At 38.4% G+C, this 15,643-nt stretch carries 13 protein-coding genes and 1 other annotated feature; of the genes, 12 read left to right on the top strand and 1 reads right to left on the bottom strand.

All coding sequences use genetic code 11. The features are described 5' to 3' along the window. Positions 1–4: 4 nt before the first annotated feature. Genes ACFVT8_RS01210 through ACFVT8_RS01225 form a run of 4 tightly spaced genes read left to right on the top strand, consistent with a single transcriptional unit; the run spans position 5 to position 5,133 of the window. A complete protein-coding gene (locus tag ACFVT8_RS01210) occupies positions 5–544 on the top strand; it encodes a CvpA family protein (protein ID WP_387082315.1) in 540 nt (179 codons plus the stop codon). A gap of 59 nt (positions 545–603) precedes the next feature. Next, positions 604–2,313, top strand: a complete 1,710-nt coding sequence (gene polX, locus ACFVT8_RS01215; RefSeq protein WP_387082314.1) for a DNA polymerase/3'-5' exonuclease PolX — start codon at positions 604–606, stop codon at positions 2,311–2,313. An 18-nt stretch (positions 2,314–2,331) separates the two neighbouring features. After that, complete coding sequence (locus tag ACFVT8_RS01220) at positions 2,332–4,698, top strand: endonuclease MutS2 (protein ID WP_387082313.1); 2,367 nt, start codon at positions 2,332–2,334, stop codon at positions 4,696–4,698. A gap of 21 nt (positions 4,699–4,719) precedes the next feature. Next, positions 4,720–5,133, top strand: coding sequence for a DUF350 domain-containing protein (locus ACFVT8_RS01225; protein ID WP_387082312.1), 414 nt, complete (start codon positions 4,720–4,722; stop codon positions 5,131–5,133). A 575-nt stretch (positions 5,134–5,708) separates the two neighbouring features. On the opposite strand, the gene ACFVT8_RS01230 is transcribed toward ACFVT8_RS01225, so the two are convergent. Continuing rightward, positions 5,709–6,137 (bottom strand): hypothetical protein, encoded by a 429-nt coding sequence (locus ACFVT8_RS01230; protein WP_387224210.1) that lies wholly within the window; start codon positions 6,135–6,137, stop codon positions 5,709–5,711. A 207-nt stretch (positions 6,138–6,344) separates the two neighbouring features. Here ACFVT8_RS01230 and ACFVT8_RS01235 point away from each other — a divergent pair, with 207 nt between their 5' ends. From ACFVT8_RS01235 to trxA, 8 genes are all read left to right on the top strand, one after another. Further along, the gene (locus ACFVT8_RS01235; protein ID WP_387082310.1) at positions 6,345–7,298 is read left to right on the top strand and encodes a nuclease-related domain-containing protein; all 954 of its coding nucleotides are present in this window, start codon (positions 6,345–6,347) and stop codon (positions 7,296–7,298) included. Between the two features lie 551 nt (positions 7,299–7,849). Then, positions 7,850–9,541, top strand: coding sequence for an AMP-binding protein (locus ACFVT8_RS01240; protein WP_387082309.1), 1,692 nt, complete (start codon positions 7,850–7,852; stop codon positions 9,539–9,541). 209 nt (positions 9,542–9,750) lie between these two features. Continuing rightward, a complete protein-coding gene (locus tag ACFVT8_RS01245) occupies positions 9,751–10,332 on the top strand; it encodes a fatty acid metabolism transcriptional regulator FadR (RefSeq protein WP_049667778.1) in 582 nt (193 codons plus the stop codon). 14 nt (positions 10,333–10,346) lie between these two features. After that, complete coding sequence (locus ACFVT8_RS01250) at positions 10,347–11,120, top strand: enoyl-CoA hydratase (RefSeq protein ID WP_387082308.1); 774 nt, start codon at positions 10,347–10,349, stop codon at positions 11,118–11,120. Positions 11,121–11,237: 117 nt separating this feature from the next. Beyond that, complete coding sequence (locus tag ACFVT8_RS01255; RefSeq protein ID WP_387082307.1) at positions 11,238–12,011, top strand: electron transfer flavoprotein subunit beta/FixA family protein; 774 nt, start codon at positions 11,238–11,240, stop codon at positions 12,009–12,011. Positions 12,012–12,062: 51 nt separating this feature from the next. Beyond that, positions 12,063–13,040: an electron transfer flavoprotein subunit alpha/FixB family protein gene (locus tag ACFVT8_RS01260; RefSeq protein WP_387082306.1), complete on the top strand. Its 978-nt coding sequence runs from the start codon at positions 12,063–12,065 to the stop codon at positions 13,038–13,040. A gap of 336 nt (positions 13,041–13,376) precedes the next feature. Beyond that, positions 13,377–13,609, top strand: a binding site (T-box leader). 186 nt (positions 13,610–13,795) lie between these two features. Further along, on the top strand, positions 13,796–15,154 hold the full coding sequence (locus ACFVT8_RS01265; protein ID WP_387082305.1) for an amino acid permease: 1,359 nt from the start codon (positions 13,796–13,798) through the stop codon (positions 15,152–15,154). Positions 15,155–15,275: 121 nt separating this feature from the next. After that, on the top strand, positions 15,276–15,587 hold the full coding sequence (gene trxA, locus ACFVT8_RS01270; RefSeq protein ID WP_004226420.1) for a thioredoxin: 312 nt from the start codon (positions 15,276–15,278) through the stop codon (positions 15,585–15,587). The last annotated feature ends 56 nt before the right edge of the window (positions 15,588–15,643 follow it).

Below are 15,643 nucleotides of genomic sequence, written 5' to 3' on the forward strand. Positions count from 1 at the left end.
GTGAATGTTAGATTTAATCATATTAGCGGTACTATTAGCTGGTCTCATCGTTGGAGCAAAACGTGGTTTCATTGTACAAATGATGCATATCGTTAGCTTTATAGTGGCCCTAATTGTTGCGTATATCTATTATAAACCATTGGCACAAAAATTTGTGTTTTGGGTACCGTATCCAGGAGTAACGGATTCAGGTAGTCTGGGAGTAGTCATTGATAGCCTGGATTTAGACCGAACTTTTTACCGTGTTATTGCCTTTGCGGTCATTTTCTTTGCGGTGAAGATCACATTGCAAATTGTGGCATCGATTTTTGATTTTATAGCGTATTTACCTGTGTTAGGTACAGTGAATCGTTGGCTCGGAGCATTGTTTGGCATGATTGAAAACTATTTAATTATGTTTATTTTGCTGTACATTCTTGCTTTATTGCCAGTTGATTCTATTCAAAGTTTAATGTCGAAGTCGTTGTTAAGTGGTCTCATTTTGGAACATACCCCGATTATTACAAGTATGTTCCAAAATTGGTGGTATATTTATATGCAATAGCAAACTGTGCACTTCTCTCGGTTTTGAGGGAAGTGTTTTTACGATAGGAGGAATATCCAATGAACAAAAAAACAATTATTCGTACATTTGAAAAGATTGCATTGTATATGGAATTACAAGGGGAAAATCCATTCAAAGTGTCTGCCTTTCGAAAAGCTGCCGCTGCACTCGAAGGGGACGAGCGCTCATTAAGTGAGATGGAGGATGTTACAAAGCTTAAAGGAATAGGTAAAGGTACAGCTGCTGTTATTGAGGATTTAATGACAAATGGTGAATCCAGCCTATTAAAAGAGTTAGAAGAAATTGTACCGAAAGGATTGCTCCCGTTGTTAAAACTTCCAGGCTTAGGTGGTAAAAAAATAGCTAAGCTTCATCAAGAGCTAGGGATTGATTCCGCGGAAAGTTTAAAGGATGCTTGTGAGGCAGGTAAAATTCGTGAGCTAGCAGGCTTTGCGGCAAAAACCGAAGAAAAAATTTTAAAGGAACTTGCAAATTTAGCAAATCGTTCAGAACGGTTACCGATTTGGCAGCTAGAGCCTGTTGTTTTACAAATTGAAGCTCTTCTAGATAATATGGAAGAAGTTGAACGTTTTTCTGTTGCTGGAAGCTTCCGCCGTGCATCAGAAACAAGTAAAGATATTGATTTTATTGTTGTCACAGAGGCAGTTGAAACTGTACGCGAAAAGTTACTAAATGAGCTTTCTGTACAAGAAGTAGTAGCAGCTGGTGATACAAAGATTTCAGTTGTTTTAGATTTAGAGGAGCCTGTAAGTGTAGATTTTCGATTAGTAAGAGATGTTGAATATGCAACGGCCTTGCATCATTTCACGGGCTCGAAAGATCACAATGTTCGCATGCGCCAAATTGCTAAAGCGCGTGGTGAAAAGATTAGTGAATATGGCGTAGAGCAAGCTGATGGCACCGTTTTAACGTTTAAAGATGAAGAGGAATTTTTTGCGCATTTTGATTTACCATTTATCCCGCCTAGCTTACGTACAGGAACAACAGAATTTGACAAAACTGATGACATTAAGAGTTTAGTAAAATTACAAGATATTAAAGCAGATTTGCATATGCATACGACATGGTCTGATGGTGCGTACTCTGTAGCTGAAATGGGCGAAGCATTGATCGCGCGTGGCTATCAATATAGTGTTATTACTGATCATTCACAATTTTTAAAAGTAGCGAATGGTCTTACGCCAGAGCGCTTAACAAAGCAACGTGCTGAAATTGAGGCATTTAATCAAGCACATCCAGATTTCCAATTATACGCGGGGACAGAGATGGATATTTTGCCGGATGGTTCCCTTGATTTTGAAGATGATGTACTAAGAGAGTTAGATTTTGTTATTGCTTCTATTCACTCTAGCTTTACACAATCGCAGGACAAAATTATGGAGCGTTTACTTACAGCGATGCAAAATCCGTACGTTCATATGATTGCGCATCCGACTGGTCGCATTATTGAGGATCGTAATGGCTATAATCCTGATATGGGGCAATTAATTGCTTGGGCAAAGGAATATGGTAAAATTTTAGAGTTAAATGCGAATCCATATCGTCTTGATTTGTGTGTTGAGCATTTAGAAATGGCTTTGGCAGCTGGCGTGCCCGTAGCAATTAATACGGATGCCCATGATATTGCTCATTTACGCTTTATGGATATTGGAGTGCGCTACGCAAACAGAGCATGGTTGAAAAAGGATATGATTGTGAATACATGGACGCAAGAACAATTTGAAGCGTTTATTCGACGAAATAAATAGATTGAGGAGGTGTTCTCAGTGATCGCAGAACGCGCATTGAAAACACTAGAATATGATAAAGTACGTCAGCAAGTGGCTACATACTGTACTTCTTCAATCGGTAAATCAGCGGTTGATGAGCTTGTACCACAGACAGACTATGAAAAAGTAGTGCAATTATTAGAAGAAATGGATGAAGGGCTATCCATTTTACGTGTTAAAGGCAATGTGCCGATGGGTGGAATTTTTGATGTGCGACCAGCTGCAAGGCGTGCACAAATCGGTGGGATGCTTTCAGCGATGGAACTTATGGAAGTTTCAAGTACGATTCGAGCTAGTAGAATTCTTCGCAATTTTATTGAAGATATAGAATCTGAAGAAGTGATTGAAATTCCTCATTTCATCGCCAAAAAGGAGGCAATGCCTGTTTTGACAGGCTTGCAACATGAAATTAATAACTGTATTGATGACAATGGTTCAGTGCTAGACTCTGCAAGCCAAACTTTGCGTTCAATTCGCCAATCTTTGCGCGCAGAGGAAGCTAAAGTGCGTTCTAAGCTAGAAAGCCTTATACGTGGAAGCAATGCTTCAAAAATGCTCTCAGATACACTTGTAACGATTCGTAATGATCGCTTTGTTATTCCTGTTAAGCAAGAGTATCGTCATCATTATGGTGGAATTGTGCATGACCAATCATCTTCTGGCCAAACATTATTTATCGAGCCAGATTCGATTGTACAAGCGAATAATGAAATTCATCGATTAAAAATGAAAGAGCAAGCTGAAGTTGAGCGCATTTTACTTGCCTTAAGTGCAATGGTAGAGGAAGTAGCTCCGGATTTATTTAACTTAGTAAAAGTCCTAGGTGAGATTGACGTTATTTTAGCTAAAGGCAAATACGGTCAAGCGAACAAATGTACAATGCCTAAAATGAATAACGACGGCTATATTCGACTTGTGCGTGCCCGTCATCCACTTTTACCAATTGAAACGGCGGTTGCTAACGATATTGAATTTGGGAAAGACATTACGGCAATTGTGATTACAGGACCAAACACGGGTGGTAAAACTGTCACTTTAAAAACAGTTGGACTATGTACATTAATGGCACAGGCAGGGTTACCAGTGCCTGCACTGGATGGTTCGGAACTTGCCGTTTTCAAACAGCTATTTGCGGATATTGGAGATGAACAGTCAATCGAGCAATCATTGTCAACATTCTCCTCTCACATGGTCAACATAGTAGATATTTTACAAAAGTTTGATTACGAGTCACTCGTTCTATTTGACGAATTAGGTGCTGGGACAGATCCTCAAGAGGGGGCAGCACTGGCCATTTCCATTTTAGATGAAGTACATGGTCGTGGCGCCCGCGTTATGGCAACGACGCACTATCCTGAGCTAAAAGCATACGGCTATAATCGTCCGGGAGTTGCCAATGCTAGTGTAGAGTTTGATATTGAGACATTGAGTCCAACATATCGTCTACTTATCGGAGTTCCAGGCCGCTCCAATGCATTTGAAATTTCAAGTCGCCTTGGCTTGCCAGAGTCGATTATTGACCGTGCGAAAAACTTTACGGGTACAGATCGCCATGAGGTGGAGTCAATGATTGCTTCACTTGAAGAGACTCGTCGCCAATCCGAAGACGATGCAGAACGCTCTCATGAATTACTAATGGAGTCTGAAGAACTTCGTAAAGAGTTACAAGGAAAACTACAAGCTTACGAGGAACGCAAAGAAGCACTCGATAAAAAAGCGAAAGAAAAGGCTCGTAAAATTGTTGATGAAGCAAAAAGAGAAGCAGAATCAATTATTGCGGAGCTTCGAGAAATGCGCAAAAACGCAGACCAAGTTGTCAAGGAGCATGAGCTCATCGAAGCTCGTAAGCGACTAGAAGAAGCTACACCACTTGAAAACAACAAAGTGCTGAAAAAAGCGGCACAAGTAAAGGCCCGTGCACAAAACTTAGTTGTCGGAGATGAGGTAAAGGTGTTAAGCTATGGACAGCGAGGTACATTGCTCGAAAAAGTATCGGATACCGAATGGGTTGTCCAAATGGGTATTTTGAAAATGAAAATCTCGGATAGTGATCTAGAGTACATTAAACCAGAAAAAGAACCTGTTCAACGTATTGCTGGCGTGAAAAATCGCAATAGCCATGTAAAATTAGAGTTAGATTTACGCGGTGAGCGATATGAAGATGCCATTATACGTACGGAAAAATATATTGATGATGCCTTGCTTGCCAACTACGGGCGTGTATCAATTATTCATGGTGTTGGTACAGGCGCATTACGTCAAGGAATTCAAACCTATTTGAAAAAACATAAGCGTGTGAAATCCTTCCGTTTTGGTGAAGCCGGCGAGGGGGGCTTAGGCGTCACGGTTGTGGAATTGAAATAAGCAGTAAAGGGGACGGAGAAAATGCTGAATTCTAACTTTTGGCGTTATCCAATTATCGAAACGGCAGGATATTTTAGTGTTGTTGTGTTATGTTTAGTCGTCTCGATGGCATTGTTCGAAGTCGTAACGAAATATAAAAACTGGGAAGAAATTAAAAATGGTAATATCGCTGTGGCACTCGCAACAGGCGGGAAAATACTAGGAATCTGTAACATTTTTCGCTTTTCCATCGCGCGCCATAGCACTTTAAGCGAAATGATTGGCTGGGGCCTTTTTGGTTTTACATTACTAATTGTGGCGTATTTCTTATTTGAATTTATGACCCCACGTTTTAATGTCGATCAAGAAATCGCAAATGACAATCGCTCAGTCGGCTTCATTTCATTTACTATTTCAGTAGGTCTATCGTTTGTTATTGGGGCAAGTATTGCATAGGAGTGTAATGACATGGAAAAATTAGCGAAAGTTCTAATCGTTGTCTGCATCGCATTTTTGGCAGTCGGTGTCTATTATATGATGACCGTTTAAGCAAAAAACGCATCCTTTTATAGGGATGCGTTTTTTTCATTTGTAAAGAGAAGAACTGCTCAGGTAGCGGGGGCAGGAGAAACTGATCGGGTATCACCGAAAAGTGATCAGGTAGAGAGAAAAAGTGATCGGGTAACTCCGAAAAGTGATCAGGTAGAGAGAAAAAGTGATCGGGTAACTCCGAAAAGTGATCAGGTAGAGAGAAAAAGTGATCGGGTAACACCGAAAACTGATCAGGTAGCGAGAAAAAGTGATCGGGTAACTCCGAAAAGTGATCAGGTAGAGAGAAAAGTGATCGGGTAACACCGAAAAGTGATCAGGTAGAGAGAAAAAGTGATCGGGTAACACCGAAAAGTGATCAGGTAGAGAGAAAAGTGATCGGGTAACTCCGAAAAGTGATCAGGTAGGGAGAAAAAGTGATCGGGTAACTCCGAAAAGTGATCAGGTAGAGAGAAAAGTGATCGGGTAACTCCGAAAAGTGATCAGGTAGAGAGAAAAGTGATCAGGTAGAGAGAAAAGTGATCGGGTAACTCCGAAAAGTGATCAGATAGCGAGAAAAAGTGATCGGGTATCTCTGAAAACTGATCAGATAGAGAGAAAAAGCGATCAGGTAACACCGAAAAGTGATCAGGTAGAGAGAAAAAGTGATCGGGTAACACCGAAAAGTGATCAGGTAGCGAGAAAAAGTGATCAGGTAACACCGAAAACTGATCAGGTAGAGAGAAAAAGTGATCAGGTAACTCCGAAAAGTGATCAGGTAGAGAGAAAAAGTGATCGGGTAACACCGAAAAGTGATCAGGTAGCGAGAAAAAGTGATCAGGTAACACCGAAAACTGATCAGGTAGAGAGAAAAAGTGATCAGGTAACACCGAAAACTGATCAGGTAGAGAGAAAAAGTGATCAGGTAGCATAGAAAACCGCTCAGGTTGTATCGAGTCAGTAAAGTGTGAATCACTCAGAAGTGTAACGCCCAGGCAGTAAAAATCTGGGTATCCACAAATTTTTCTTAAATATAAAATATCACTTACATTTAATCGCTTAAATTTTTATTTTAAAAAAAGCTATATGCAAAGGTAGAAATACTTGCTATATTCAAGGCAAAAAGAAGGGAGTATTTCATGTTATTAAAACCATTTGAGCAAGCAGCAATGATAACTGGATTAAGTGCGTTGGTTCATCGATTGGATTCGAGTCATCCGCTTCATATAAAAATTTCTCAAGATTTACAGCATTTAGAAGCAGGTGATTTTGGAGAGCAAAGCATTATAAGAGAATTACAAAAGCTATCTCGGAGCCTTGAAATCTATATTTTACATAATATTACTTTATTTGAACCTGTTCCTATTCAACTTGATGTCGTAGTTATTACTCCGTATGCTGTTGTTATAATTGAAAGCAAAAATATACGAGGTAATATAGAATTGAAGCGTAGCCCAAGGCAAATGGTACGTGTTTTAGAGAATGGAGATAAACATATTTTCAATCACCCAGAAATTCAACTCGATGAATATATTTTTGGCTTAAGTGAATTTTTCAAACAGCTAAATTTGCAAGCAGAAATATTCGGTATCATAGTTTTCCCATTTAATAATGCCGAAGTTTACTACGAAGAAGGTAAGTATCCAGTTTTAATGAGGCGTGAATTAACATATTTTCTTAGACAACATATAAATAATAGTAAGTCAAAAAGTAAGATTCCAACATCAAAAATAGCCAACATTTTACTTAAGCATCATCGTGTTTTTCAGACTCCCCCACTATGTATCCATTATAATATTGATCCCAAAGCTATTAAAAAAGGTATACTTTGCAGACATTGTTATCAGTTCAAATTAATCCGGCAAAAACAAAGTTGGTTTTGCCCGAATTGTAAGATATATGATAAAACCGCAGCTAATCAAGCATTGCAAGACTACTGTGTTTTAATCGATGAGAAAATTAATACACAAACTGCTCGTTATTTTTTAGAATTATCAAATCGACATCTTGCGAAAAGAATAGTACAAGAATACTCCAATAAAAAGGATGGACACAATAATCAAACCGTTTATTATTTGAAGGATAGGCAATGATGCAGGAGAAATTAGCTCCTAAAGTTTCGAAAGCTGCTCGGGTAGTGTCAAAAAACTGATCAGGTAAAGAGAGAAACTGCTCGGGTAGTTCCACAACTGATCAGGTAAAGAGAGAAACTGCTCGAGTAGCACCACAACTGATCAGGTAGAGAGAGAAACTGCTCAGGTTAAGTGTATTCGCTCCAGTAGAATAAAAAACTACTCTGCCTCGAAAAAATCATAAGTTCCATCATCAACAAATCACCCCATCACAAAATACTACTAAAACCTATTAATATTCCTTCATCTATCTAAAAAGTTATCATTAAAAAATATTTTTGGAATATAGAAATACTAACTCATTCTAATGCATAAAAAAAGAAAGAATGAATGAGTATTCACACGGCCTATCGATCCAAAACCCTAAGAAATACAGTTATATAAATGTTGTGAAAAGCATAATAATTAATCGAAAAAACATTTATTTTCTATTTTGTGTTTGAAAGAGTATTTCTTTTTCATTATAATTAAAGTAAGAGTTTACAAAGTTTGGGACAAAGGGGAGAGGACGTATGACAACAAAACCATGGCTAAAAAATTATCCTGAAGAAGTACCATCGTCTTTAACGTTTGAGGAAATTCCTGTGCAAGAGTTTTTGACACGTGCTTATAAAAAGAATCCATCCAAAGTTGCGATTCATTTTATGGGAAAGGATTTGACGTACACTGAGCTATATGAGTCAGCGCTAAGGTTCGCAAACTATTTACAAGCCCTTGGAGTAGAGAAGGGAGATCGAGTAGCTATTATGCTGCCAAACTCACCGCAAAGTGTAATCGCTTACTACGGGGCAATGTATGCTGGAGCGATTGTCGTACAAACAAATCCACTTTATACTGAGCGTGAACTTCAATATCAAATGGCTGATTCAGGTGCGAAAGTTATTTTATTGATGGATATTTTGTATCCACGTGTTATGAAAATCATAAAAGAAACTGCGCTTGAAAATGTAATTGTCACGGCTATTAAAGATTATTTACCGTTTCCAAAAAATTTGGTTTATCCCTATATTCAAAAAAAGCAGTTCGGTTTTAGCGTAAAGGTTGAACATAGTGGTCAAAATCATTTATTTACAGAGATTATGCGCTCTGCACCCATCAAAATGATTGATATTCCATTTAATTTTGAAGAGGACGTAGCATTGCTGCAATATACAGGTGGAACGACTGGCTTCCCCAAGGGTGTAATGTTGACCCATAAAAACTTAATTGCTAATACAACAATGTGTGATGCGTGGATGTATAAATGTGTACATGGTGAAGAAACCATTATGGGCATACTGCCATTCTTCCATGTTTATGGTATGACTGCTGTTATTTTATTATCCGTATTCACGCAAAATAAGATGGTGTTATTACCAAAGTTTGATGCAGAGACAGCGTTGAAAACGATTGATAAGCAAAAGCCAACACTATTCCCAGGTGCACCGACTTTATATATCGGTTTATTAAATCACCCGGATATTGCAAAGTACGACTTGTCGTCCATTAAAGCATGTATAAGTGGATCCGCTTCATTGCCAGTAGAGGTGCAGGAGAAATTTGAGGCGGTAACAGGGGGAAAACTTGTAGAAGGTTATGGATTAACAGAAACTTCACCTGTCACACATTCTACACCTATTTGGGGTAAGCGTGTCATGGGCTCGATTGGTTTACCTTGGCCAAATACGGATTCAGTAATTTTATGTACAGGGGATGCTGAGGAGCTTCCAGTCGGTGAGGTTGGTGAAATTGCTGTAAAGGGCCCTCAGGTTATGAAAGGCTATTGGAATCGCCCTGAGGATACAGCAGCAACATTCGTTGATGGCTGGTTCTTAACAGGTGATCTGGGTTATATGGACGAGGAAGGCTATTTCTATGTAGTTGACCGTAAAAAAGATATTATTATCGCAGGTGGCTTTAATATTTACCCTCGTGAGGTAGAGGAAGTACTATATGAGCGCGAGGAAATCCAGGAATGTGTTGTTGCGGGTATACCTGACCCCTATCGTGGAGAAACAGTAAAAGCTTATATTGTTTTAAAAGAAGGATATTCGATTACAGAAGACGAATTAAATAAATATTGCCGTCAAAACTTAGCTGCTTTCAAAGTTCCTCGTTATTATGAGTTTAGAGATGAGCTACCGAAAACGGCTGTTGGAAAAATTTTGCGTCGCGCATTAGTTGATGAGGAAAAAACGAAATTAGTGAATAAAGAAGCAAAATAAATACGTGGTAAAGTATTGACAAGCAAAGATGTAAATTATAATATGAAAATATGAATGAATGACCATTCATATTTTCATATTTTTTTTAGGTTACCACGTCATTTCCTAAACAATTATATCAGATTAAGATGACTGATCATTAAAGGATAACATCATGTATTGAGCATGAATGTAGACGTGTGCAAGTTTTTTTAGGTGGTGATATAAAAGTGAAACGCGATAAGCCAAAATATAAGCAAATTATTGATGCAGCTGTCATCGTTATTGCAGAAAATGGGTATCACCAAGCACAGGTATCGAAGATTGCTAAACAGGCAGGGGTGGCCGACGGAACTATCTATTTATATTTTAAAAATAAAGAAGATATATTAATTTCTGTCTTTAATGAAAAAATGGCTGTTTTTGTAGAGTCATTACAAGATATAATAGAAAATGGAAGTACGTCTAAGGACAAACTTTCACGAATGATAGAAAATCATTTTAATGTTCTAGCAACAGATCGATACCTAGCAACCGTCACACAATTAGAACTACGACAATCGAACAAAGATTTACGACTGAAGATCAATTCGGTGTTAAGAGAGTATTTACAATTACTTGATCAAATTTTAATTGAAGGTATGCTATCAGGTGAGTTCAATCAAACAATGGATGTACGCTTGGCACGCCAAATGGTATTTGGAACAATTGACGAAACCATTACGTCGTGGGTCATGAATGAATATCGATATGATTTGATAGAACAGGTTCCAAAAGTTCAGGCGTTAATCCTGAACGGCATTAAAGCTTAAAAGGATGTGGAGAAATGGAATTTCTAAGTTGGAAAGCAGAGGATGGAGTAGCGGTTATTACAATTGCACGCCCGCCAGCAAATGCATTATCTCGTGGAATCATTGCCGAAGTAAATGCTGTGTTAGATGCTGTAGAAAATGATGACACAGTACGTGTCCTCGTACTTCATGGTGAAGGTCGTTTCTTCTCAGCAGGTGCAGACATTAAAGAATTTACAGAGGTTGAATCTGGTGATGAATTTTCAAAGCTAGCGAACAATGGCCAACAAGTTTTTGAGCGAGTTGAATCGTTCTCTAAACCTATTATTGCTGCAATTCATGGTGCTGCATTAGGTGGGGGCCTTGAACTAGCGATGAGCTGTCATCTGCGCTTTGTAACAGAATCTGCGAAATTAGGATTACCTGAATTACAATTAGGTCTTATTCCAGGTTTCGGGGGTACACAACGTCTACCACGATATGTAGGGGTTGCAAAAGCTGCAGAAATGATGTTTACAAGTGAGCCGATTTCTGGTACAGAAGCTGTACAATGGGGTTTAGCGAATCGTGCATTTACTGATGAAGCATTATTAGAAGAAACGCTGAAGGTAGCGAAGAAAATTGCAAAGAAGAGCCCGGTTGCTTTAAAAGCAGCTATTCAAACATTGCAATATGCTAAGCATGCCTCATTCTATGAAGGTATTGAAGCTGAAGCAAAATCCTTTGGCACAGTATTCGTTTCGGAAGATGCAAAAGAGGGAATTCAGGCATTTATTGAAAAACGTGAGCCTGTGTTTACTGGTAAATAATATTCCATCAGTGTCGATAGCGACTTGAAAAAGTGTTATCGACGTTATCGACACTGAAAATATATAATATTTATAAGTTTACTTAGAAATAAAAAACGTTTCAGGAGGTATGGATATATGAATATTTTTGCATTAATTAAACGTACGTTTGATACAGAAGAAAAAATCGTTGTGTCGGGTGGTAAAATCCAAGAGGATGGCGCAGAATTCATCATCAATCCTTATGATGAATATGCCATTGAAGAGGCAATCCAAGTACGTGACGCTGCTGGTGGTAAAGTAACAGTTGTGTCAATTGGTGGAGAAGATACAGAGAAGCAATTACGCACAGCTCTTGCAATGGGAGCAGATGAAGCGGTTCTTATTAATACAGAAGATGATCTAGATGAATTAGATCAAAATGCAGCAGCATTTATTTTAGCTGAATATTTAAAAGATAAAGATGCTGATTTAATTTTAACAGGAAACGTTGCAATTGACGGAGGCTCTGGTCAAGTAGGACCTCGTGTTGCGGATTTACTAGGCATTAACTATGTAACAACAATTACAAAACTTGAAATTGACGGAACATCTGCGAAAATTGTACGCGATATTGAAGGTGACTCAGAAGTTATCGAGACATCTTTACCACTTTTAATAACAGCTCAGCAAGGTTTAAACGAGCCACGTTACCCATCTTTACCAGGTATAATGAAAGCGAAGAAGAAACCGCTTGCAGAACTTGAATTAGATGATCTAGATATTGATGAAGATGATGTAGAAGTTAAGGTAGAAACAGTTGATATTTTCTTACCAGCTCAAAAGGCAGCAGGTCGTGTTCTTGAAGGCGAACTTTCTGCTCAAGTAAAAGAGTTAGTAAACCTACTTCATACAGAGGCGAAAGTAGTCTAAGTCATCTGATGACACAAATCGAATCTTAAAGGGTAACGGAGGGAATATACTATGACAAAAAAAGTATTAGTATTAGGTGAAGTTCGTGAAGGAAGCTTACGTAATGTTTCTTTCGAAGCAATTGCAGCTGCGAAGCAAATCGCAGATGGTGGTGAAGTTGTTGGTGTTCTTTTAGGGGATGCCGTAGCAAACTTAACAGGTCCATTATTTGAATATGGTGCTGATCGTGTTGTAACGGTGGAGCATCCACATTTAAAACAATATACGTCTGATGGCTATGGTCAAGCTTTATTAGCAGTAATTGAGGAAGAAAAACCAACTGGTATCGTATTTGGTCATACTGCAAACGGTAAAGATTTATCACCAAAAATTGCAAGTAAATTACAAGCAGGTCTTGTATCTGATGTAACATCTATTGAAGGTGCTGGCGATGATGTTGTATTCATCCGTCCAATTTACTCTGGTAAAGCTTTTGAAAAAGTGAAAGTAAAAGACGGCTTAGTTTTAGCTTCGATTCGTCCAAACAATATTGCGCCATTAGAAAAAGTAGCCGGTAAATCAGGTGACATTAATTCTATTACTGTAGATATTACAAACCTTCGTACTATCATTAAAGAGGTTGTACGTAAATCTTCAGAGGGTGTCGATCTTTCTGAGGCAAAAGTAGTTGTAGCAGGTGGTCGTGGCGTAAAATCTGAGGAAGGCTTTGAGCCATTAAAAGAGCTAGCGGATTTACTTGGTGGTGCAGTAGGTGCTTCACGTGGTGCATGTGATGCTGAGTATTGTGATTACTCACTACAAATTGGTCAAACAGGTAAGGTAGTAACACCAGACCTTTACATCGCAGCTGGTATTTCTGGAGCAATTCAGCACTTAGCGGGTATGTCAAATTCAAAAGTAATCGTTGCGATTAATAAAGATCCAGAAGCAAATATTTTCAAAGTTGCGGACTACGGTATCGTAGGTGATTTATTTGAGGTAGTGCCTCTTCTAATCGAAGAATTTAAAGCGTTAAAAGTGAATGCTTAAATAATTGATATTTGTCGCAGGGAGGATTTGTCTTCCCTGCTTTTTTTGTTGAATTTTTTGAGTTTTTAAAGTTATTGCAAAATAAAATGTTGACATAATTAAATTTAGAACGTATAGTGATGAATATTAATTTAACTTCTTTCAGCGGATCAAACATCCGCTGAAAAAAGTTAAAGCCTCCGGCGGATGTCATGGAATCGGAAAGGAGTGCTTAGGGGATGTTAGCCTAAAACCATCGCATCCATGCGATAACGGCTAACTGACCTGCATCACGCAGGCCTAAGCACAAAGCCGATTCCAGACGCAATTATGCCGAGGCATAATTGATTTTTATAAAGAAACGCAAAGATTAGGAGTAGTAAAAGCTCATTATTTGGTGAAGAGAGCTGCGGGTAGGTGCGACGCAGTCCAATAAGACTTTGAACTTGCCTAGGAGCGGTAAGATAAATGGAATTTGCAGAATATTCTATTTGTTGGACGGTTAACCTTCGTTATTAGGTTTTTAAGCAGGGTTCTTAAAGAACCAATTAGAGTGGTACCGCGGTTTGCTATGGCATATCGTCTCTTCTTTCATTTGATAATGAAGGAACAGACGATATGCCTTTTTTGCGTCTAGGCTATGGTGCTACATTCTCGAGATCGCTTCGATCCTCGGGCAAAGGTGGAAGAGCACTTACTTTTGCTTCGGGCTCTCCAGCGTTTGTCGGATGTAAACGAGCACATTAGCGCATTTGTTGATTTTAGGAGGTAAGGAAATGGGAAATGACAGTCAGAAATTAAAGAGAACGATGACCTCACGGCATATTACGATGATGGCTTTAGGTGGTGCCATCGGTGCAGGTTTGTTTAAGGGAAGCAGTACAGCTATTGATATGGCAGGGCCATCAGTACTTATTGCGTACTTAATTGGTGGGATTATTCTGCTATTTGTTATGCAAGGTTTAGCAGAAATGGCAGTCCGCAATAGCGAAGCGAGAACATTTAGAGATTTAGTGCAAGCCGTTTTAGGAAAGTATCCAGCTTATTTTCTAGATTGGATTTATTGGAAAATGTGGGTGTTAAATATTGCTGCGGAATCTATAGTTGCAGCAATTTTTATTCAGTATTGGTTGCCTGATTATCCAATTTGGATACTTGCATTATCTGTTTCGGTGTTAGTTACAGCCATTAACTTGTTATCGGTGAAAGTCTTTGCTGAAACTGAATATTGGCTAGCGTTAATTAAAATTACCGTTATTGTGGTGTTCATTATAGCGGGTTTAATTTTATTGCTTGTTACTTTTGGTAATCATACAGCTGTTGGTTTTTCTAATTTAACGGAGCACGGTGGTTTCTTCCCGAACGGATCAATGGGGTTGATTGCAGCAATGCTTGTAGTTATTTATTCTTATGGTGGTACTGAAATTATCGGTATTACATTAGCTGAAACGAAAAATCCAGAGAAAGTAGTGCCAAAAGCTGTTCGCAGTACATTAGTACGTATTGTGACTTTTTATTTAATTCCTTTCTTTATTATCGTTAGCTTGATTCCTTGGAATGAAGTAAACGGGGTGCCAGAAAGTCCGTTTGTAATGGTTTTTAAAATGATTGGGATTCCTGGTGCTGACCATATTATGAACGCTGTTGTTCTACTTGCCATTATTTCATCAATGAACTCGGGACTTTATGGTTCATCACGTGTTCTGTATACACAAGCTGTGGACGGGCGTGTTCCTAAAATCTTTGCTCATTTATCAAAAAGAAAAGTGCCGGTATATGCCATATTAATGTGTACGTTAGCTCTATATATGGCTGTAATATTTTCATTATTTGCGGGAAGTAAAACTTTTGATTTCTTAATGGGTTCACTAGGATATACTGTGTTATTTATTTGGCTAATTATTGCGATTGCGCATCTGAAATCGCGTAAAATACAGCCGGAAAAAACAAGTGCCTATGCTGTGAAATGGTTCCCTTATACAACTTGGATAGCTATTATTGCGTTAAGTGCAATCCTGATTGGTATTATTTTTACAACATCTATTGTCGTAACGGGTATTACATTAGCTATCTATCTCTTTATTACATTAACGTATGTCTTGAGAGGTCGTTTTCAAGAAAATGAGGCTAAATAACAAATCTTAATGCCTTTTTCGACCTTATTTTTCATAAATTTTGCATACTAGGCAGATTGTTCGCTCAAGAGAATTTATCCATGCTATACTACAAACATAGTAAGTTTAAGGAGGATTTCAAATGGCAATTGTACATGCAACAGATGCAACTTTCCAAGACGATATTAAAGAAGGTTTAGTACTAGTAGACTTTTGGGCTGCTTGGTGCGGACCATGTAAAATGATTGGACCAGTTCTTGAAGAAATGGATGCTGCAGGTAGTGCGGCTAAAATTGTAAAAGTAGATGTAGATAACAACCAAGGTACTGCAGCGCAATACCAAATTATGTCTATCCCATCATTACTTTTATTCAAAGACGGTGAATTAGTAGATAAAACTGTTGGTTTCCAACCAAAAGAAGCGTTAGAAGCATTTATCGCAAAACATGCTTAATCTGTAAGAAAAAAAGAGTCAAGCCATCAATAAGATGTGCTTGGCTTTTTTTCGTT

This window comes from Lysinibacillus sp. NPDC058147 (assembly GCF_042884205.1).
Lineage (GTDB): Bacteria > Bacillota > Bacilli > Bacillales_A > Planococcaceae > Lysinibacillus.